Source organism: Fibrobacter intestinalis, assembly GCF_900167415.1.
In the GTDB taxonomy this organism is placed as follows: Bacteria; Fibrobacterota; Fibrobacteria; order Fibrobacterales; family Fibrobacteraceae; genus Hallerella; species Hallerella intestinalis.
The window spans coordinates 1-17,976 of the sequence record NZ_FUWU01000013.1 but is presented as its reverse complement, the minus strand read 5'-3'; the positions used below and the strand labels follow the sequence as shown (position 1 = coordinate 17,976).

Below are 17,976 nucleotides of genomic sequence, written 5' to 3'. Positions count from 1 at the left end.
TCCAAAAAATATTCTGCACTAAATATATATAATCCTTTTTTGAATGGAAGCTTCTGAAAATTTTTCTAGCTTAAGATATGGGAAAAAGTGATGAAAAATAAAGAAAATACGCATTGTGTTGTTTTAGGTGCAAGCCATAAAACCTGTCCGGTCGCTTTAAGGGACAAGTTGAGCTTTTCGGAATCCCAGTTGGAGAAAGGGCTTTCCAGTCTGGGAAATTTGCCCGGTTTTTCGGAAGCGGTCATCCTTTCGACGTGCAATCGGACGGAAATTTATGCGGCGACCCTGTATCCAGAAGCTTTGCGCGACACGCTGATCAACTGGTGGGCGGAATTTTCGCATATCGATGTGGGCGAACTGATTCCGCATTGCTTTTATTTGACGCATACGGAAGCGATTTCGCATTTGTATTCGGTCGTTTCGTCTTTGGACAGTCTTGTTCTAGGTGAAAACCAGATATTGCAGCAGGTCAAAGAGGCTTTTTTGACGTCGCAGAAAGCGGGAAAGGCGGGCTTCTTCTTGAGCCATCTTTTTCAGTCCGCGTTGAGTTTAGGAAAGAAAGTCCGCGAAGACACCGCCATTGGCGAAGGAACCGTTTCGATTCCGTTTGCGGCTGTCCAGCTGGCGCTTTTGGAATTGGGAAGTCTCGCTCCGCTGCGCGTGGGCGTTCTTGGACTCGGCGAAATGGGGAATATCGCTTCTGTGGAACTTTCGGCTGCGGGAGTGTCCCGTTTTTCTTTTTTCAACAGGACTCTTTCCAAAGCGCAGAATTTTGCCGCGCGATTTGGCGGCGAGGCTTTCGATTTGCAGGCGTTGCCGGAACATTTGGAATCGCTGGACTTGCTGATTGCGGCGGCGTCTTCTCCGGAATATCTGATTTCCGCGGAGATGTTTCGCAACAAACGGCACTCTGGGAAAATGGTTTTGATCGACATTGGCGTTCCGCGGAATATCGAACCGGAAGTGGCGAATCTTCCCGACGTGTCGCTTTTTTGCATCGACGATTTGACTAAAGTCGTGGAAGAAAACCGCAGCAGGCGACGCCATTCTGCAGAACGGGCGCGCGAAATTATCGGGGATGCGGTGGATTCCTTTGCGGAATGGTATGCTTCTTTGGGAGTTATTCCGCTCATGCTCGCTTTGAGGAATCATCATGAAAAAATAGAGGCGGAAGTGCTGCAAAAATGGGAACATCGGGTGTCGCCCGAAGAAGGGGAACGTCTGCACCGTTTTGCGGACGAATTGATTGCCAAAATTTTGCACCGTCCCTCGGCGGAACTCAAACATCTGGGGGCGGCGGGGCTTGGCTTGGAAAGTCGCCTGATATTGGAAAGGCTGTTCGATTTGCAGGAAAGAGGCTCGTATGGAAACGATTAGGATAGGGACTCGCGGCAGTGCGCTTGCCATGGCCCAGGCGAATTTGACCCGGGATTTGATTGTGCGGAAATTTCCGTCTGTCGCTGTGGAAATCGAGGTGATTAAAACGCAGGGGGACAAAGATCGGGTGCGCTCTTTGGTTTCTTTTGGCGGACAAGGCGTTTTTGTCAAGGAAATCGAGGAAGCCCTTTTAGAAAAGAGAATCGATTTGGCTGTGCATTCGTTGAAGGACGTTCCGGATTCCATGGATTCCCTGTTGGAGCTTTCCGGCTTTTTGAAGCGGGAAGATTTTCGGGATGTTCTGGTTTCTGGCGGCGTGCGCTTTTCCGATTTGAAGCCGGGCGCCAAAATAGGAACGGGGTCGCCGCGCCGAGTCTTGCAGTTGAAATCGCTGCGGCCGGATTTGCATTGCGTCAATTTGCGCGGCAATTTGCCCTCTCGAATCGACAAGGTTAAATCGGGGGAATGCGATGCGATTTTATTGGGTGCGGCGGGGCTTGTCCGGTTGGAAATGTCCTCTCTGATTACGGAGCGATTTTCGATTGAAAAAATCACGCCGGCGATTGGGCAGGGAATTATCGCCTTGCAGTCCTGCGTGGAAAATAAACGGGCAAAGGAAATTGCCGAAGGAATTTCCGATGAGGCGACGGTCATTGCCGCTCGGACGGAACGCCGCTGGATGAATCTGCTGGGCGGCGGCTGCCGAGTCCCGATGGGAGCGGTTCTGGAATCGGAACCGAATTCGTTTTGCTTTACGGCTTACCTTGCCGATCCGCGGGACGGTCGTTTTCTGCGCCGGTCGCAACGCTTTACGGCTTTGGAGTTGAAGTCCGGAGAAAAGTTGGAAAAATTTGCTGACGAATTTATGGGCGAATGCCGACGACAGGGAATTCTTCTTCCGCTGGAGACGAATGGGCCGGAAGCCATTTCGACTTTTTGGGAATCGGAGCGGTAACGGTTTTCATGCTGGTTATTTATACGAAGATAGATGCGCCGGGGGAAGATTTTATCGCTGCGGAACGAGAGAAGGGAAATCGGGTTTTGCATATTCCCGCTCTAACTTATGCGCCGACGGGCATCCCTTTGGATTTTTTGGACTGTGATTCGGCGTTTGTCGGAAGCCCTCGTGCGGCGGCAATAGCGAAAGAAGCGTTGAAAAATTTCGCAGGCCCGATTTTTACAGCGGGACCTCAAACGGCGCGCTTTTTATTGCAGCAGGGAATTTCTGTGGCGGCCGCGGGAACGGAAAAAGGTGCTCGGGATTCTTTTCCCCGCTTTTTAGAAATTCGAAAAGTGCAAAACGTCGCTTGGATTTCCGCATTGGAAACCGCTGCCGATTTGAAGCAAATCGCTGCTGAAAATCAAGTGCAGATTCGGCATTTCCCCGTTTATAAAACGCAAGTGGCGAAGGTGGATGAACAGAAAATGCAGAGCTTGGAACATCCCCTTTCATGGCATTTCTATTCGGGCAAAGCGGTCAAAGCGATGAGCCGTTTTATTCAAGAAGGCGACTTGGTGAATTTGCACGGGGCTAGTGCTGAAAAAGCGTTTGCGCTCGCACAACCTTGCCGATGATTTGTTTTTTTGCAATGAATCCGAGCTGACGGGAATCGGCGTAGTGATTTCCTTTTGTACAAATCAAGTAATAAAAGTCGTCCGGTGACCGAAAACCTTTGATTTCTGTAGAATCCAGCGCGTTGTAGATTTTACGTTCAAACCGGACAGGCTTGGCACCCGGTTCTTCCCGATTGATTTGCAAGCTGATGATAAAGTACTCTTGCCAGTGAAAACCGTGAATTTCGCGAATGCTCACCGGCCTTCCGAAAATGTGTGCGCTGCCAACCCGAGAAAGGGGCAGCGTGTCGTTTTCGCGTAGCAGCTGGGCTTGCGTGTAATATCTATGTGTGCCGAATTGGTTTTGCAGAATCAGGGAGGCGTAATCGAATGCGATGTCGTTCAATTCGGAAAAAGAAATGCTGTCGCCTTGGCGGGGAACGTAAAATTCCCTGGGGACGATGATTTCGGATTCGTCTTCCCACTGGAACGTATTTTCGCCGGACTGGATTTTTCCATCGGGAAAGATGCGGATGGAATCGCCCGGCAAGCCAAAGACGGAGCGAAGAATGGGATCTTGACCGTTTAAAGAAACCAAAACGATGTCGTCATGGGTTAATTTGTTTGTGCAAAAGGGAAGCTTGCAAACCCAGACGAGATCTCCGGGAGAAAGTCTTGAATCCAAAGCGTTGCCGACGATGCGGACGGGTTCTATGACGTAAAGTCGCAATGCAAGGCTGAACAAAAAAACGGCAAGGAGAACAAGTCCCAGGACGATATTCCATTTGCGGGACGAAGCCCTTTGCAATTTTTTCGCATACGACGCCGCAGGCATATCACGAGTCGGAAGAGGATTTTCCCGCATCGGAAAGCGAAAGCACAGCGAGGAATGCTTTTTGCGGTACTTCGACGGAACCGATGTTTTTCATGCGCTTCTTGCCTTCTTTCTGCTTTTCCAAAAGTTTGCGCTTGCGGGTGATGTCGCCGCCATAACACTTGGCAAGAACGTCTTTGCGTACTGCTTTGACCGTGCTGCGGCTGATGATTTTTCCGCCGATGGCACCTTGAATGGCAACGTCGAATTGCTGCCGGGGGATCAAGTCTTTTAAGCGGACGCAAATGGCGTTGGCATAAGATGCGGATTTTTCCCGGTGAATGATGACCGAAAACGCATCGACGGGATCGCCGTTCAGCAAGATGTCGAGCTTGACAAGGTTGTTGGGACGATAGCCGAGAGGCGCGTAATCGAGTCCGCCATAGCCGCGGCTAATCGACTTGAGCCTGTCGTAAAAGTCGAACATGATTTCGGCGAGCGGAAGATTGTATTTGAGAATGACTTTCGTCTCGTCGATGTATTCCATGTTGTCGAATTCTCCGCGCTTTTCTTCGCAGAGCTTCATGATGGCTCCGACGTAATCCTTTGGTGTAAAAATCTGCGCCTTGACGTAGGGTTCTTCGATGCATTCATAACGGGACGCGTCTGGGAGTTTCGACGGACTGGAGACCTTGACCATGTCGCCGCCGGTCAGATAGACGTGGTATTCGACGTTGGGAACCGTGGTGATGATGTTCACACCGAATTCGCGGTCCAGGCGTTCCTGCACGATTTCCATGTGCAGAAGGCCGAGAAAACCGGTGCGGAATCCAAACCCGAGCGCGTCGGATGTTTCGGGTTCCCATTGCAGGGCAGAATCGTTCAACTTCAGTTTTTCAAGGGCCTCTCGCAGGTTTTTATAGTCTTCGGGGTCGATGGGGTAAATGCCCGAGTAAATCATCGGCTGGATGTCTTTGTAGCCGGGCAGCGGCGTTTCTGCTGGGGCATCAGCATCGGTAATGGTGTCGCCGATTTTGACATCGCTGATGGTTTTGACATTGGCCATGACGTAGCCGACCATGCCCGCGGAAAGTTCCTTTCGGGGATTGCGTTTCATGGAGAATGTGCCGACTTCGGTCACGGTGTAGGTCGCTCCCGTTGCCATCAGCTGGATTTCCATCCCGGGGCGCAGCGTGCCGTTGAATACGCGAATGTCGTTGATGACACCGCGGTAAGAATCGTACATCGAATCGAAAATGAGAGCCTGGAGCTTGCTAGCCGGGTCGCCTTTGGGGGCGGGAATTTCATCGACAATGCGGTCCAGGACTTCTGCGATATTGATGCCGGTTTTAGCGGAAATGCGGGGAATTTTTTCCGGCTCGTATCCCAGAAGATCGCCGACGAGTTGCGCTACATGGTCCGGGTTGGCGCTGGGTAAATCGACTTTGTTCAGCACTGGGATGATGGTGAGGTCGTTCTCTATTGCCAGGTAGAGATTGGAAAGAGTCTGCGCCTGGATACCCTGCGTAGCATCGACGACAAGAATCGCCCCTTCGCAGGCGGCCAAAGAACGGCTGACCTCGTAGCTGAAGTCCACATGCCCCGGCGTATCGATCATATTAAGAATGTATTGCTGCTCTCCGCGGTTATACAGCAAGCGGATGGCGTGGGCTTTAATCGTGATGCCCCGCTCCCGTTCCAAATCCATATCGTCGAGAAGCTGGTTCTGCATATCTTTTTCGGCGACGGTTTTGGTGAGTTCAATCAATCGGTCGGCAAGGGTGGATTTGCCGTGGTCGATGTGGGCGATAATGGAAAAATTGCGAATGTTGTCTTCTGTTCTGGCCATTGCTGCAAATATAGTTATTTGCGTGTTTTTACAGGGATTTTGGGATGCGTTCTAAGGGAATGAGTAGAAATGAAATTGAAATTTTATTATATTTTCGCGCATGAGCTCTAAAAAACAACCGCCCAAAAAGAAATCGGTTCCTGAAAAAAAGAACGTTAAAAAAGTAGGATCCGCCCAAAAGTCGGCGTCTTCTGCAAAAAAGAATGTTTCCCCGAAAAAAAATGAAAAGGCTGTAGCAAAGGCCGCACCCGTAAAAAAATCCGCAGCGTCGGCGTCCAAGACGGCATCGTCGTCTGCAAAAAAAACGGTGCCGGCAAAGAAAACGCAGGCCAAGAAAGAAATCGCCAAACAAGCGGCGGTAAAAACGGTCAAAAATTCGGCGGCAAAATCGACGAAAAAAATCGAAAAAGGTAAACCGGAGTCGCCAAAGGCTGTCAAAACGAAAAATGGCACAAAAAAGGAAGAAATGAAGGTTGTGCTTCAAACGTCGGAAAAGTCGGCGGAAACAAAGAATGCCAAAGTCGAACCTGCAGTGACAAAAACACCGGGAAAAAAAGGAATCGGCCAAGCCAAGCCCGTTGATAGTCCAAAAACGAACGACGACGCTAAATCGGGCAGCGGCTCGGCTGGCGGCAATAAAATCGCAACACCTTCTAATGCGAAAAAAACGCAGCCTGTTGTTCAAGACGACGCCATTCTTTTGCAAAATGGGGGCGTTTTGGCAAAAAGCGCATTCTTTATTATTGATGCCGAACAGGAAGATAAGACTTCCCGGAAAAAAGGCCCTACGGAAGAGGGGGAAAAGCCGACGGTCAGCATGCGACATCGAGCCTCTTTGGTCGATGAAACTCCAGAAGAACTTTATGCGCGTGTGATTGCGGAATTGCAGGAAGAAAATATCCGCTTTACCCAGGAGTGTTCCCGTCAGCTTTGTACAAAGTGCTGCCGCAATCCCGTTTCTCCGGAATACCGTGTGGACAAGGATTTGGGCTATTGCGAAGAATGTGCGGAAATTTTGGGACTTGGGCGTTCCAAGGAAGCCCGCCACTTGAGTTATCAGGCAAAGCTTCTCGGAGCGGATTCTTTGGATGAAGCCCGTGACGATGACGATTTTGGCGAAGCACCGTCTCAAGAGGAAATCGATGAAGCGGACAAGGACCTCGACTTGGACGATTCTGATATGGATAAACTCTAATCCTCCTTTGAAAACTTTGCTTTCTAAAAACGCTACAGAAATTGTGGCGTTTTCTTTTTAGAGAGAACCTCCGGGGTCGGATCGTTTTCTGCTAGTTGATTTTCCGCAGGACGCCAATCACCCTACCGGCAATGGAAAAGTTACTGTTGGCATTGACGATAATCGGCTGGTATTTGGGGTTTGCCGGGCGAAGTTCAATATGATCGGGTTGCGGCTGGTAGTATTTAACGGTGGCTTCATCGTTGATTTGGGCGATGATGATTTCTCCGCGTTCCGCTTGGGTTTGAGAACGTGCAAAAACGAGGTCCCCGTCAAAAATGCCAGCGTTGATCATCGAATCCCCTTTTACATGTAGAGCGAACACATTGGGCTGGCTTGCCAGAAAATCCCTGTCCACCGTAACGGTTCCTTCGATGTTCTGCACAGCGAGAATCGGTGACCCTGCTGCGACTCTGCCGATGATAGGTACTTCTACGAAGTCTTTTAAATTTTTTGTTTCCGGTTCACGCTGCGGAGAATGGGTTGATTCGAGAATTTCAATGCCTCGGCTCAACCGGGGGGCGCGGCGGATGTAGCCTTTTTTAATTAGGGCGGCCAGAATCGAGCGGACTCCATTTGTGGAAGAAATGCCGAATTTGTCGCCGATTTCCCGGACGGTGGGAGGCATTTTTTCTTTTTCGGTACAGGAACGGATGTAGTCGTAAATTTCTTTTTGCCTATCGGTGAGTGCCTTTTTGTCCATGTGATACCTCGTTTTTCTTTTTAAATATACTGCACATTTGTTTAATTGTCAATATATTCACTGCACAAATTTTTTTTACAGCTTTTTTGTCGTTTTTTATGTTGAAAAAGAGCCTTTTTATCGCCGATTTATCTAAATTAGGCGTCGAAGTCAATTTACTTCTTCGCCGGTTGGCGAATTTTGCCCGTTGAGGCTTTTTCATACGGCTGTTGAGCTCTTTAGAGCGTTATTAAATGGCCCTTTTCTGATGACTTCCGCGAGAATTACGGTCCTTCCAGCCGCTTTTCGTGCCACCCTTAGATTGAGGTAATTTAAATGGAATATATCACTCTCGCTCTTGCCGCTATTGCGGTTATCCTTGGGATTGTTATCCTTTCCAAGGTGAATAAGCTCATCACGATGCTTCACACTCCGATTGTCAAACGGGTTTCCGATACGAATCTGAAACCGAACCGTCACCCGGTCAGTGCTCAGGATATGGCTGCGCGCAATAATGACCGCCGGGAAAATAATCGGAATAACGATCGTCGTGAACGTGGCAATTCAGGAAATGCGAACCGTCAGGAACGTTCTTTTAATCGTGACAGAAACGATCGCCGTAATGATCGTCGTAACGGTCGCAATGAAGTCCGTTCTGGCCGTCGCGATTTTGCGCAACCCGAAACCACTCAGGTTGCGGCTCCTGTCGATAACGTTCCGTCTGCTCCTGTAGATCCGGTTCCGGCTCCGGCAGTTGAAGAAACTCCCCGCGTAGAAGGCGGACGTCGTCCTCTTCCTCCGCGAATTCAGGCGACTCTTCCCGAAGCTCCGGTTGCGGCTCCCGCTGCTCCTGCGGCTGCGGAAGTGGAAACGACGCTGGGTGCCGAATTTGATCCGGCCAAAGTTCGTTATGGTCGTCGCAACGTCGTGAAGAAAATTCCGGTAGAAGATTCTCCGGAATCTACGGAAGAAGCACAGGCTTAATCCGCGCTTTTTCAAAGCGAAGGGCTCGCAGAAATGCGAGCTCTTTTTGTATAAAAAGAAAATCCAATATTTAGCGATAAATGCCACGAGGCCTTTGCCTTTCGATGCGAATTGAAATGCCTTATGGAAAAACGAAGGTTAGGCTAATTCTTTTCAGGCTTGATGCTTTGCAGAAAAATGTAGAAAGAGTTGCTGTAGGCTTCCTCTAAAAATTGCTTTGGTGAAGTGGTTCGACAAGCGGTTGCTGAGCCTGTCGAAGCACACCAACCATGCTTCGACAAACGGTCCCTGAGTTTATCGAAGGGCAGGGATCGGTTAGGAGTTGGGAGTTGGAATTGAAAACTAATAACTAACAACTAATAACTGACAACTAATAACTGACAACCGAGTTTATCTTGGTGGAGAATTGCATATGATTCCCTTTAAAATTTTCGGCTTGCAAAGAAAAATTTGCTTGAACTCATGACAAAGGAAGGATATACTAAAAAATATGACTAATGTAAAAGGAAAATGGGCGCTTGTAACGGGTGCGAATCGCGGAATCGGTTATAGAATTGCCATTTTTATGGCGCAGCATGGTTGCAATTTGATTTTGCACAGTCGTTCTCTGGAGCATACGGCGGCGGTCTTGCAAGAAGTTCGTGCTCTGGGAGTCGAAGCTTACGATGTTGCCGCTGAACTTTCGGATCTGTCGCAGGTTCAAAAAATGATAGATGAAATCCGTTCCAAAGGAACGCCGGTCGATATCCTTTTTAATGACGCTGCCGTGCAAATCGCTTACCGTCAGGATTATTATCAAACCCCTGCCGAAGATTATGCGCAGAGTTTCGCCATCAACACGATTGCTCCCATGATGCTGTGCTATGCGTTTATTCCCCCGATGATTGCAAGGGGTTGGGGCCGTGTGATCAATACGACGAGCGGCATTCGGAACGAGCCGGAACAGGCCGGCTATTCGGCTAGCAAAGCCGCTTTGGACAAAGTGACTCTCGATTTGGCCGGTAAATTGGATGGAACGGATGTTTGTATCAATCTGACGGATCCGGGCTGGTGCCGCACAGATTTGGGCGGCCCACAGGCTCCGAATGATCCGGACAGCGTCATACCGGGAATTTGCATTGGAGCTTTTGTCGATGATAAAATCAGCGGGCGCAATCTGGGCGCGCAAAATTTTACAGGCATGACGCTGGAAGCCGCTTTAGAAAAAGCGAAAACCTTTCCCAAGTTGTTTTTGTAACGAACTCTCTGCTTTTTAGGGTGCCGACAAACGGTTTTGTTTTCTAATTTTTAGCCGTGCTGAAAAATCGATTTTTCATACTGGCTTTTGCCGTTTTTTTGGCGATTCCCGTTTGGGCGGATTCTTCGGAGGTTATGCCGGATTCGGGAAAGTCTGCTTTAGCTCCCCTTTCGGATTGTTTGACTTCCAGTCCTTTTTGGCGAGACGCTGAAGGGGATTACCGTTCCGAAGATCCGGGGTCGGATTCCCTGCAAATTTTTTCGCCTCTCAAATTTGGCGGCATGATCGCTTTGTCGGCGACGGCATACGGAGCCGCTTATGCTCTGGTTTTTGCCAAGGGCTGGTGGGACGACGAACGTTCGCATTTCCATTTTGAAAATGATTTTGATTATGCGAAAAATCTGGACAAAGCCGGGCATTTTGCCGCAGGCGTTTTCTTGGCGGAAGGGTTTTATTTGGGCTATTATTGGGCGGGGCTCTCGGAATTTCAGGCCTATTTGGCGGCGGGACTTTCGGCCATGTCCACCCATATCGCTATCGATATTAAGGACGGTTTTGCGCCCAAATGGGGATTCAGCATTTTCGATGTGCTGTCGGGAACTTTGGGCGGTTTCTATCCGATGGCAAAACGCTATGTTCCGTTTTTCAAATACATCGATTTTAAATACAGTTACTGGAGAAATTCCGAAGCCTATTGGCGAGAAACCGATACGGGTGTCTTCACGGACGATTACTGCAACGAAACATTTTGGCTCTCTTTAAAAGTGCATCGCCTATTGCCGCAGTCCGCTCGCTGGATTTGGCCGTCGTGGCTTGCCGTTGCGGGTGGATGGAGCGTTTCGCCGAGCACTTTCTATAAAAAGAAGAATCGGCACGTGTCGAAAAAGGGACATCACGAGTTTTATGTCGCTCTGGACTACGATTTGGAGGGGGTGTTCAAACCGCATCAGCGTTGGGCGCGCAACGTCGTTCGGATGCTCAATTACATCAAATTGCCGGCTCCGACTTTTCAGGTTTATCCCGACGTAAAGTTTTTCTTGCTTTATCCGATAAAGTTCTAAAGGAAATTTATATCTTATGGCTATGAAAAGAGCTCTTATTACCGGTATTACGGGGCAGGACGGTTCCTATTTGGCGGAATTGCTTCTGGAAAAAGGTTACGAAGTCTATGGGCTGGTACGCCGCAAAAGCAAATTGGATTTTAATAATGCGGAACATTTGAAAGGCCAAGTCACGTTTCTCTTTGGCGATATGACGGATTCGGCGTCGCTACTGCGGGCGATGGAAATTGCCAAGCCCGACGAGATTTACAATTTGGCGGCGCAATCCTTTGTGACGACTTCTTGGGAGACGCCGCTTTCGACGGCGGATATCAACGCGATTGGCGTGACGAAACTTTTGGAAGCGGTGCGCCTGGTGAAGCCCGAGACCCGGGTGTATCAGGCAAGTACGAGTGAAATGTTCGGCAAGGTGCAGGCTGTTCCGCAAAACGAAAAAACTCCTTTTTACCCGAGAAGTCCGTATGGGGTTTCCAAACTTTACGGGCACTGGATTATCAAAAATTATCGGGAAAGCTATGGGATGTTTGCTTGCTCCGGGATTCTTTTCAATCACGAGTCGGAACGCCGTGGCGCGGAATTTGTCACCCGGAAAATTACGATTTCCGTTGCCCGCATACAAGCGGGTTTACAAGAATGCTTGGAATTGGGAAATTTGAATGCCAGCCGCGATTGGGGGCATTCCGCCGATTATGTGCGCGCGATGTGGCTCATGTTGCAGCAGGACAAAGCCGACGATTTTGTGGTAGCGACCGGAGAAACGCACACGGTTCGCGATTTCGTTTCCAAGGCGTTCAGGGCGGCGGGAATGGAATTGGAATTTCATGGAGAAGGGGTGAAGGAATTTGCGACGCTCAAAGGAACGAATCGGGTTCTTGTCAAAGTGAATCCCGAATTTTTCCGCCCTGCCGAAGTGGATTTACTGATTGGAGACGCGGCTAAAGCCAAAACGGTTTTGGGTTGGGAACCGAAAATTTCTTATGACGAGCTTGTTTGCCGGATGGTGGAAAACGACCGGAAACTTTTGGCGGAAGGGAAAATTTGATGCCGAAAACCCTTGTTGTCGGCGCATCGGGATTTGTCGGCGGCTATCTGGTTCGTGAACTTGTTCAAGCGGGTCATCAGGTGGTGCAGGCGAACTTTCCGGAGTTCAATCTACTGGAAAAATCCGCCGTGGATGCTGCGGTACAAAATGCGGATCCCGATTATGTTATCAATCTGGCAGCAATCAGCTCCGTTGGGGAAAGCTGGAAAAATCCGGTGATGACAGTGGATGTCAATATCAAAGGGACGCTGCATTTACTCGATGCGGTTCAACGTTTTGCGCCCTCGGCAAAAGTCCTTCTTATCGGTAGTGCAGAGGAATATGCGGCCAAAAATTCTCCGCTGGTTGAAGTGGACGCTCTGGAAGCGAGCAATCCTTATGGCATCACCAAAATTGCGCAGGAAAATTTTGCTGAGCTCTATCGGAAAAAATACGGAATGCGAATTGTCTGCACGCGTTCTTTTAATCATACGGGAATCGGGCAAACGCCGACTTTTGCGCTCCCCAGTTTTTGCAAACAGGTCGCTGAAATCGACAAGAGCGGAAAGCCCGGGAAAATTTATGTGGGAAATTTGACTGCCGTCCGGGATTTCTCGGATGTAGAAGATGTGGTTCATGTCTATCGGATGCTGCTCGAAAACGATAATGCCTGGGCGGTTTACAATGTCGGTTCCGGCATCGCTTACTCCATGCAGGAATTGCTGCAAACGATTATTGGGTTTGCGAAAGTTCCGATTGAAATCGTGCAGGATGCGGCGAAAATGCGGCCTGTTGATATTCCCTATCTTTGCGCGGACAATTCTCGGATTCGGAAGTTTTGGCGTGGAACGCCCATTTGCGAGACGATTCGGAGGATGTTCGAATTTTATAGGGCTTTTTAGTTATTGGTGTCAGGGGTTGGGAGTTGGTAATCGGTGGTTGGAGGTTTGCGGTCAGTTGTCGGAGCTTGGATTTTAGAGCTTGGAGCTTAGAATTGCGAACATTTGAAGCTCGATTTGCAGACTCTAGAAACTAAGTTCCAAGCTTTAAGTTCTGATCGCTGGCGACCGGCAACCGACAACTGATCCCCAGGTTCCGTTTCGTCAAATTGAATTTAGGAATTAGGAGTTGGGAGCGAGGAGTTGCAAAATCAAAAGAAGGATGGAAGAATGATTGTCACACGGATTTGTTTTTGCCAACGCAAAACCTATATAAACAGGAAAATTGTCAGATTTTCCGAATCCGCGTGACTCTATGAGGAAGGAGAATACTATGCAACATTTAAAATGCAAGCAGCGAACAAAACCGTTTTTGTGCAAATTCCCCATTCGTCAAATCGAAGTTAGGGATTAGAGCTTAGCGCTTGGAGCTTAAAATTGCAAATCAAAAAAAGGGAATTATATACAATCCTCCACCAGATACTCGATTAAAAATTTTCTTTTTGGGGAGTCGGGCTTTTTTGTCCTTTCTCTCGCCTCCAGATTTTTCTTTTTTTTCGCAGACTGCGAGAGGCTCACCTACCCATGAGCCTTGGAAGCTCTGCTTCCTTTAGGCGAATTGTGCAAAGCCGCGGCGGGCGGAAGGGATAAGGGGGCTTCGGAGTTGACGCGTTGCGTCCGCGGCTGCGGCTCAGTAATGCCTGCAAGCAAGCTTGCGGCGCAACGTTAGCCTTGCACGCTTTTGCGAAGGCCAGCCCCCTTTCCCCTTCACCCTATCCCCCGCCCATGAGTTTTAGGAGCTTTGCTCCTTTAGACGAATTGTGCAAAGCCCGCGATCCTTGAGGCAAGCAAAGAGCCTGGACTTGCAACTCTTTTCGTTCGGCGTCATGTTCCTTGCGGAAATAAAAAGTCGTGTTTTTTAGGTAGGGGTTCTTTTTTTCTCTCCACTAATGTTCAAGAAACTCGGAGAATGCAAAAACTCTAGTATTTATAGACATCGACAAATCGGGTGGAACTTATATATAAGTCCCCAAAAAAAGATGGAAGAATGATTGTTACACGGACCTGTTTTGCTGGCGAAAAACCTGGATAAAACAGGAAAATCGTCAGATTTTCCGAACCCGCGTGATTCTATGCTGGAATGCAAAATGTCAATAATTACAATGCTTGCGGGACAAGTGAGCATTTTTTTGAGCACAAAAAAAAGAACCCCCGCACCGATGTGCGAGGGTTACTACCATAATGGAACAACAATGAAGTTCTTTTCCGATGTCAAATATACGAGTTTCCAGTCAAAGCGTCAATAATTCCCGAACATTTTTTCAATTTCATCTGTTAAATCGCTGTTCAATAAGTGGGAGTACGTGTTAAGGGTCATCTGGATGTTGGAATGCCGCATGAGCAGCTGCACCGCCTTGATGTTAGCGCCAGACCTGATAAGGTTGCTTGCGAAAGAATGCCGGAATCGGTGGTTCGTCGCCTCGCCCTGGAACCCCTCGGTGATAGCCGTTGCAGCCGCCTTCTTTAGTACTTTCAGTTGAGCGTTTATTGCGTAAGGCTTCCAGGCATCTCCGGCTATCTCTATCTCTTTTTTGAGACGTGAGGAAACAGGAACCTTTGCCGCCTTGTTGCCTTTTCCAATTACGTACAAGTGACCGTCAATGATGTCTTCGGGCTTTGCCTTTATCGCTTCGTGGATGCGTAGGCCTGCGAATGCCATTAGCGCCCACACGATGCGATAAGTAGGTCTCGGCGCCTTATCGAGAATGCGGTCAATCTGATCGGGAGTCCAGAAGTCGCGTTCCGCCATTTGCGCTTTCCTGCTCTTGATTATTTCCGCGGGATTGCGAATGTCAAGGTCAAAGACTTCTATCGCATATTTCAAAGCCGTCTTAAGGATGTTTTTTTCGTTGTTATATGAACTAGCCTTCTTTCCCGTTCTCGTTTCGTCAAAGGCGTCAAGAAGCGCTTTCTTTTCTACGCCCGCAATGTTGAGCGTCCAGACGCTTTTCATCGTCCTAGCTACGAATTGCGCCCGATTTATCGAGTGATGGCTAGCGTTCCTGCTTTCCAGATGCTTTATATACGTATCGAACGCATCCTTGAACGTCACGCGTTTTTTGCCGTCGCCGGAAAACGTGCCCGACGCCTTCATCTCCGCAAGGCGTTCAAAAGCCTCAGCCTTCTTTGCCGTTCCTAGACTCTCGTAGCGGATTTTGCCGCTCTCCGTGTCGAAGATGCGGGCGTACCATGTCATTATCTTGCGTGCCTTGTTACGCTGGCAAAGCGATAGCCTTATCATGGCAAACCTCCTATTTCCTCGGGCGCGGCTTGACTATTTGCCGCTCAACCCATTCGTCAAGCCATTCGGGCAAAAACAAGACCCTTTTTGCGTGCTTGAAGTAGCGGATGTTTTGCCTGTACATCTCTCGCCGGACGTGGTGTACGCTGACTCCGAGCGACTTTGCCGCTTCGTCGATTCCCATGTATTGCCTGTTGTTTATTACAATCATGTTTTCCATTTTTGTCTCCTATTTGTTTTTCATTTCCCAGTTTATGCACCTGTCGCCCCAGTCGTGGAATTTCTCGTCCACGATGCAGAACGCCTCGCCGCCGTGGCATTCTGCGCACCGGTGCCCCGGAATGTCGGGGAGGTTCTTCCCTGAATGCCGACAGTTGGCGCAGCACCGCAGTTCCTCGGCCTCTTTTCGGAGCTTCCGCAGCTCTTCCATAGTCGCGTCGTAATCCGACAGCGGGATGGTGACGGCGTACGGCTCGTGGTTCAGCGGGTAGCCGCCAGCCCCGGTGAATCCGTAGTCGCTCATTTGGTCTTCCTCTCGGGGAAATTGCGTAGGCACTTCCCGGCCTTTGCGCATTCGGCAAGCCCGCCGTTGGAATGCCCCAATCTGGAGCAGTCCCAGCACGGGAAACGGGCCATCAGGCGGCGTACGGCGTTGTTGTATGCCGTCCGGTTCTTTTCGGCCTTGAACGCATTTTCCTCGTGTATCATTTGCGCCCCCTCGTCGCCTTTTGGCGGCGTTCCCACTCGTCGTAGATGGACTGCTTGCCTTTTTTTTTGGCGGCCTTCCTGCGGACGATTTCGCCGACTGCGAACGCGACGGTTATGATGGCCAATGCAGCGAAGAATGCCGCCGCCTGTTGGATGGTGATTTCGGTCATGCGGCCTCCTGCGCCTTGGCGGCTTCCTTTTTCTTGCGTCGCCATTCCCGCTTGTAGGCGTTCCGTTTATCGCGGTTTTTGCGATTCCATTCCCTTTGGTTTTCCCTGTATTTTTCGGGGTGCGCCTTTTTCCATTTCCTCTGGCGTTCCCGTTCCTTTTCCTTGTTTGCGGCGCGGTACGCTTTCGCTTTCGCTTGGCACTGTTCCTTGTGCGAGGCGTAGTAGCGTTGGTCTTTCGTTTTTCCCGGTGCTTTCGCAGAGAATCCTTCCGCCGCCCGCAATGCGGCAAGTCTGTAGAAATCGTCAGTTTTCGACATCGGCGACCCCCTGCAATTTGTCGGCGAGCTTCCGGACGGAATCCGCGAAAATCTTGTAGTAGTGGTGGTTGTCCTGTTCGCGCGCCGCCCTTTCGCAATTCTCGAGGCGTTGAATTACCGCCATGGCGAAACCGGAAAGCCGGTTCAGCTCCTCGCGGATTTCCCGTTTCTCGCCCATTACGCCGCGGAACACGTCCTCGTAGAGTTTCAGGTAATGGGCGGCGAGATACTTTTCTCGGCGTCCCACGAGCAGTCCATTGTGGATGAAGCTGCGGACGTTCACGGCGACATCCTTCGGCGGGTTGTCCGGGAAGCTGTTTTTGAACCGCCTGATTCCTTCGTCGCTGCGGGTGTTGTCGAACGGCTCATGCCATTTTCCGGCTTCCGCTTTTTCGGGCGTTTCGCCAGCTCCGGCGGAATGGTCCATTTCCGCTTCCACGAGCGCGTACAGCTCGTCCAGCCGTGCGCGTTCCTCTTCGGTTTTTATTGCGGTCATTTCGCACCCTCCGCCATCATCTTTCTGGATTTTTCAAGAAACTTCTTGGCGTTTTCGTGAAATTCCTTTTTGCGTTCATCCGGCAAATCTTTCCACCAGTCCATAGGGTCGTAGATAGACAGGAAATGATTGCCTGGCCCAAATTCTCCGCAGACATCGAGTTCGTCCTTATACATGCTTTCCGCCAGCTTTTCATCGACGGGCAAATCGAACTCTTTGACAAGTTCTTTCGGGTCTGGCGTCCTGTCGTTCCAAGATTTTTCTTCTTCTTCCGAAGCGCATTCCCAAACGTATTGCTGCATAAAAAGAACGTCCCGAAGAAATTTTGTCGCCTTGTAACGCAGCTTCATGATTTCGGCATCCAGTTTAGGGCACCCCAAATCCTTTGTAGGCTTTTCGATTGCCTGTTTGATGCGCCAAAGACGTACGTTCAATTCGTATATTTCGGCTTCGTTTACGGTCATGTAATTTGTCATGGTTCTTTCTCCTCTATTTCGTTTTCCAGCATTTCCATAGTGCGGAGAATCACCGCCCCGCACTGGGCGAGTTCCAGCATGGCGGGGACTAGGTCTTCTTTCTGGTATGCCTCGATAGCTTCAAAGACTTCCTCTAAAATGATTCTGTCGGCCATGTAGGGGGGCTTCCCGTTCTTTTCCCTCATTGCTTTAAGGTTAAATTTCACGTTCCCTGCTGAACGCTCGGATAATCCGTCCGCGAAGTGCGGGTGCTTCGACTCGGCCTCGGCAAGCTCGATTTTCATCTGGGCGATGAACTTGTTCAGTTTTTCGGGCTTCATTCCTCCACCTCCTTGCCGCAAGGCGAGCCGTCGAGAAATTCACAATCAGTTAAGAAGTTTTCCGCAGGAATTGCGTCAATGCCAAATGTTCCATCGGAAAAGCGGTTTAATAGAGTTATTGTATACTCGTTTTCTTTGCCTTTTTTTCGATACCACTTCCCCCGCAGCATTTCACGGTCTTCCCAAGTAAACGAAACCAGTTTCTTTCTCTTCGCGATTTCGACAGGGTAGAAGAAGTCGAAAAAGTTTCCAGCGTCAGACTTGAAAGGATATGGGCATCCTTCGGTGATTACATCTTTCAGCTCTTGGATGCAATCGCCTTCTTCGACCATTAGTTTCAACTCAATGATTTTGTCCGCAAAGAATCCCTTGCTTCCTACGACTGCCCTGTCTGTGTGCAGGGCGTTGATAATTTTAGACTCGTCGAATTTCATTT

At 49.5% G+C, this 17,976-nt stretch carries 22 protein-coding genes; 9 read left to right on the top strand and 13 right to left on the bottom strand.

Features of this window, described 5'->3' with window-relative positions; genetic code table 11:
• Positions 1–90: 90 nt before the first annotated feature.
• Genes hemA through B5D40_RS05025 form a run of 3 tightly spaced genes read left to right on the top strand, consistent with a single transcriptional unit; the run spans position 91 to position 2,952 of the window.
• Entirely contained in the window at positions 91–1,377 is a 1,287-nt protein-coding gene (hemA, locus tag B5D40_RS05035) for a glutamyl-tRNA reductase (protein ID WP_078776026.1), read from the top strand.
• On the top strand, positions 1,364–2,332 hold the full coding sequence (gene hemC, locus B5D40_RS05030; RefSeq protein ID WP_078776025.1) for a hydroxymethylbilane synthase: 969 nt from the start codon (positions 1,364–1,366) through the stop codon (positions 2,330–2,332). Before hemA ends, hemC begins: the two co-directional genes overlap by 14 nt.
• The gene (locus B5D40_RS05025; RefSeq protein ID WP_078776024.1) at positions 2,251–2,952 is read left to right on the top strand and encodes a uroporphyrinogen-III synthase; all 702 of its coding nucleotides are present in this window, start codon (positions 2,251–2,253) and stop codon (positions 2,950–2,952) included. The genes hemC and B5D40_RS05025 overlap by 82 nt, the downstream gene beginning before the upstream one ends.
• Here the strand turns inward: B5D40_RS05025 and B5D40_RS05020 are convergent.
• Complete coding sequence (locus tag B5D40_RS05020; protein WP_143394559.1) at positions 2,909–3,796, bottom strand: S26 family signal peptidase; 888 nt, start codon at positions 3,794–3,796, stop codon at positions 2,909–2,911. The genes B5D40_RS05025 and B5D40_RS05020 overlap by 44 nt on opposite strands.
• The gene (lepA, locus tag B5D40_RS05015; RefSeq protein WP_078776022.1) at positions 3,768–5,594 is read right to left on the bottom strand and encodes a translation elongation factor 4; all 1,827 of its coding nucleotides are present in this window, start codon (positions 5,592–5,594) and stop codon (positions 3,768–3,770) included. Before lepA ends, B5D40_RS05020 begins: the two co-directional genes overlap by 29 nt.
• 100 nt (positions 5,595–5,694) lie before the next feature.
• Here lepA and B5D40_RS05010 point away from each other — a divergent pair, with 100 nt between their 5' ends.
• A complete protein-coding gene (locus B5D40_RS05010; RefSeq protein ID WP_078776021.1) occupies positions 5,695–6,789 on the top strand; it encodes a hypothetical protein in 1,095 nt (364 codons plus the stop codon).
• A gap of 91 nt (positions 6,790–6,880) precedes the next feature.
• Here B5D40_RS05010 and lexA read toward each other — a convergent pair whose 3' ends face one another.
• Complete coding sequence (gene lexA, locus B5D40_RS05005; protein WP_073302347.1) at positions 6,881–7,531, bottom strand: transcriptional repressor LexA; 651 nt, start codon at positions 7,529–7,531, stop codon at positions 6,881–6,883.
• A 315-nt stretch (positions 7,532–7,846) separates the two neighbouring features.
• Here lexA and B5D40_RS05000 point away from each other — a divergent pair, with 315 nt between their 5' ends.
• The 5 genes from B5D40_RS05000 (at position 7,847) to B5D40_RS04980 (ending at position 12,715) form a co-directional block, all read left to right on the top strand.
• Complete coding sequence (locus tag B5D40_RS05000) at positions 7,847–8,494, top strand: hypothetical protein (protein ID WP_078776020.1); 648 nt, start codon at positions 7,847–7,849, stop codon at positions 8,492–8,494.
• Positions 8,495–8,984: 490 nt separating this feature from the next.
• Positions 8,985–9,731, top strand: coding sequence for an SDR family NAD(P)-dependent oxidoreductase (locus B5D40_RS04995; RefSeq protein WP_078776019.1), 747 nt, complete (start codon positions 8,985–8,987; stop codon positions 9,729–9,731).
• Between the two features lie 56 nt (positions 9,732–9,787).
• A complete protein-coding gene (locus B5D40_RS04990; RefSeq protein ID WP_078776018.1) occupies positions 9,788–10,792 on the top strand; it encodes a YfiM family lipoprotein in 1,005 nt (334 codons plus the stop codon).
• 22 nt (positions 10,793–10,814) lie between these two features.
• Positions 10,815–11,834, top strand: a complete 1,020-nt coding sequence (gmd, locus tag B5D40_RS04985) for a GDP-mannose 4,6-dehydratase (protein WP_078776017.1) — start codon at positions 10,815–10,817, stop codon at positions 11,832–11,834.
• Positions 11,834–12,715: a GDP-mannose 4,6-dehydratase gene (locus tag B5D40_RS04980; protein WP_078776016.1), complete on the top strand. Its 882-nt coding sequence runs from the start codon at positions 11,834–11,836 to the stop codon at positions 12,713–12,715. Before gmd ends, B5D40_RS04980 begins: the two co-directional genes overlap by 1 nt.
• Positions 12,716–14,051: 1,336 nt before the next feature.
• Here B5D40_RS04980 and B5D40_RS04970 read toward each other — a convergent pair.
• The 10 genes from B5D40_RS04970 to B5D40_RS15565 all read right to left on the bottom strand — a co-directional run.
• Complete coding sequence (locus tag B5D40_RS04970) at positions 14,052–15,053, bottom strand: tyrosine-type recombinase/integrase (protein WP_078776014.1); 1,002 nt, start codon at positions 15,051–15,053, stop codon at positions 14,052–14,054.
• 10 nt (positions 15,054–15,063) lie between these two features.
• A complete protein-coding gene (locus B5D40_RS04965) occupies positions 15,064–15,273 on the bottom strand; it encodes a helix-turn-helix domain-containing protein (RefSeq protein WP_078776013.1) in 210 nt (69 codons plus the stop codon).
• A gap of 9 nt (positions 15,274–15,282) precedes the next feature.
• Positions 15,283–15,609: a hypothetical protein gene (locus B5D40_RS04960; RefSeq protein ID WP_143394367.1), complete on the bottom strand. Its 327-nt coding sequence runs from the start codon at positions 15,607–15,609 to the stop codon at positions 15,283–15,285.
• A complete protein-coding gene (locus tag B5D40_RS15235; RefSeq protein WP_143394366.1) occupies positions 15,573–15,761 on the bottom strand; it encodes a hypothetical protein in 189 nt (62 codons plus the stop codon). Before B5D40_RS15235 ends, B5D40_RS04960 begins: the two co-directional genes overlap by 37 nt.
• Complete coding sequence (locus B5D40_RS15570; RefSeq protein WP_158222078.1) at positions 15,758–15,931, bottom strand: hypothetical protein; 174 nt, start codon at positions 15,929–15,931, stop codon at positions 15,758–15,760. The genes B5D40_RS15235 and B5D40_RS15570 overlap by 4 nt, the downstream gene beginning before the upstream one ends.
• Positions 15,928–16,248 (bottom strand): hypothetical protein, encoded by a 321-nt coding sequence (locus B5D40_RS15895; RefSeq protein WP_078776011.1) that lies wholly within the window; start codon positions 16,246–16,248, stop codon positions 15,928–15,930. The genes B5D40_RS15570 and B5D40_RS15895 overlap by 4 nt, the downstream gene beginning before the upstream one ends.
• Complete coding sequence (locus B5D40_RS04950) at positions 16,235–16,744, bottom strand: hypothetical protein (RefSeq protein ID WP_078776010.1); 510 nt, start codon at positions 16,742–16,744, stop codon at positions 16,235–16,237. The genes B5D40_RS15895 and B5D40_RS04950 overlap by 14 nt, the downstream gene beginning before the upstream one ends.
• Positions 16,741–17,220, bottom strand: a complete 480-nt coding sequence (locus B5D40_RS04945; protein ID WP_078776009.1) for a hypothetical protein — start codon at positions 17,218–17,220, stop codon at positions 16,741–16,743. Before B5D40_RS04945 ends, B5D40_RS04950 begins: the two co-directional genes overlap by 4 nt.
• The gene (locus B5D40_RS04940) at positions 17,217–17,540 is read right to left on the bottom strand and encodes a hypothetical protein (protein WP_078776008.1); all 324 of its coding nucleotides are present in this window, start codon (positions 17,538–17,540) and stop codon (positions 17,217–17,219) included. Before B5D40_RS04940 ends, B5D40_RS04945 begins: the two co-directional genes overlap by 4 nt.
• A partial coding sequence (locus B5D40_RS15565) for a hypothetical protein (RefSeq protein ID WP_078776359.1) occupies positions 17,537–17,976 on the bottom strand: 440 nt, incomplete at its 5' end. The genes B5D40_RS04940 and B5D40_RS15565, both read right to left, overlap by 4 nt.

Bases quoted from the DNA above. Each gene is read 5' to 3' on its own strand.
- hemA (WP_078776026.1), top strand. From the start codon at position 91: ATGAAAAATAAAGAAAATACGCATTGTGTTGTTTTAGGTGCAAGCCAT.
- hemC (WP_078776025.1), top strand. From the start codon at position 1,364: ATGGAAACGATTAGGATAGGGACTCGCGGCAGTGCGCTTGCCATGGCC.
- B5D40_RS05025 (WP_078776024.1), top strand. From the start codon at position 2,251: ATGCCGACGACAGGGAATTCTTCTTCCGCTGGAGACGAATGGGCCGGA.
- B5D40_RS05020 (WP_143394559.1), bottom strand. From the start codon at position 3,796: ATGCGGGAAAATCCTCTTCCGACTCGTGATATGCCTGCGGCGTCGTAT.
- lepA (WP_078776022.1), bottom strand. From the start codon at position 5,594: ATGGCCAGAACAGAAGACAACATTCGCAATTTTTCCATTATCGCCCAC.
- B5D40_RS05010 (WP_078776021.1), top strand. From the start codon at position 5,695: ATGAGCTCTAAAAAACAACCGCCCAAAAAGAAATCGGTTCCTGAAAAA.
- lexA (WP_073302347.1), bottom strand. From the start codon at position 7,531: ATGGACAAAAAGGCACTCACCGATAGGCAAAAAGAAATTTACGACTAC.
- B5D40_RS05000 (WP_078776020.1), top strand. From the start codon at position 7,847: ATGGAATATATCACTCTCGCTCTTGCCGCTATTGCGGTTATCCTTGGG.
- B5D40_RS04995 (WP_078776019.1), top strand. From the start codon at position 8,985: ATGACTAATGTAAAAGGAAAATGGGCGCTTGTAACGGGTGCGAATCGC.
- gmd (WP_078776017.1), top strand. From the start codon at position 10,815: ATGAAAAGAGCTCTTATTACCGGTATTACGGGGCAGGACGGTTCCTAT.
- B5D40_RS04980 (WP_078776016.1), top strand. From the start codon at position 11,834: ATGCCGAAAACCCTTGTTGTCGGCGCATCGGGATTTGTCGGCGGCTAT.
- B5D40_RS04970 (WP_078776014.1), bottom strand. From the start codon at position 15,053: ATGATAAGGCTATCGCTTTGCCAGCGTAACAAGGCACGCAAGATAATG.
- B5D40_RS04965 (WP_078776013.1), bottom strand. From the start codon at position 15,273: ATGGAAAACATGATTGTAATAAACAACAGGCAATACATGGGAATCGAC.
- B5D40_RS15235 (WP_143394366.1), bottom strand. From the start codon at position 15,761: ATGATACACGAGGAAAATGCGTTCAAGGCCGAAAAGAACCGGACGGCA.
- B5D40_RS15570 (WP_158222078.1), bottom strand. From the start codon at position 15,931: ATGACCGAAATCACCATCCAACAGGCGGCGGCATTCTTCGCTGCATTG.
- B5D40_RS15895 (WP_078776011.1), bottom strand. From the start codon at position 16,248: ATGTCGAAAACTGACGATTTCTACAGACTTGCCGCATTGCGGGCGGCG.
- B5D40_RS04950 (WP_078776010.1), bottom strand. From the start codon at position 16,744: ATGACCGCAATAAAAACCGAAGAGGAACGCGCACGGCTGGACGAGCTG.
- B5D40_RS04945 (WP_078776009.1), bottom strand. From the start codon at position 17,220: ATGACAAATTACATGACCGTAAACGAAGCCGAAATATACGAATTGAAC.
- B5D40_RS04940 (WP_078776008.1), bottom strand. From the start codon at position 17,540: ATGAAGCCCGAAAAACTGAACAAGTTCATCGCCCAGATGAAAATCGAG.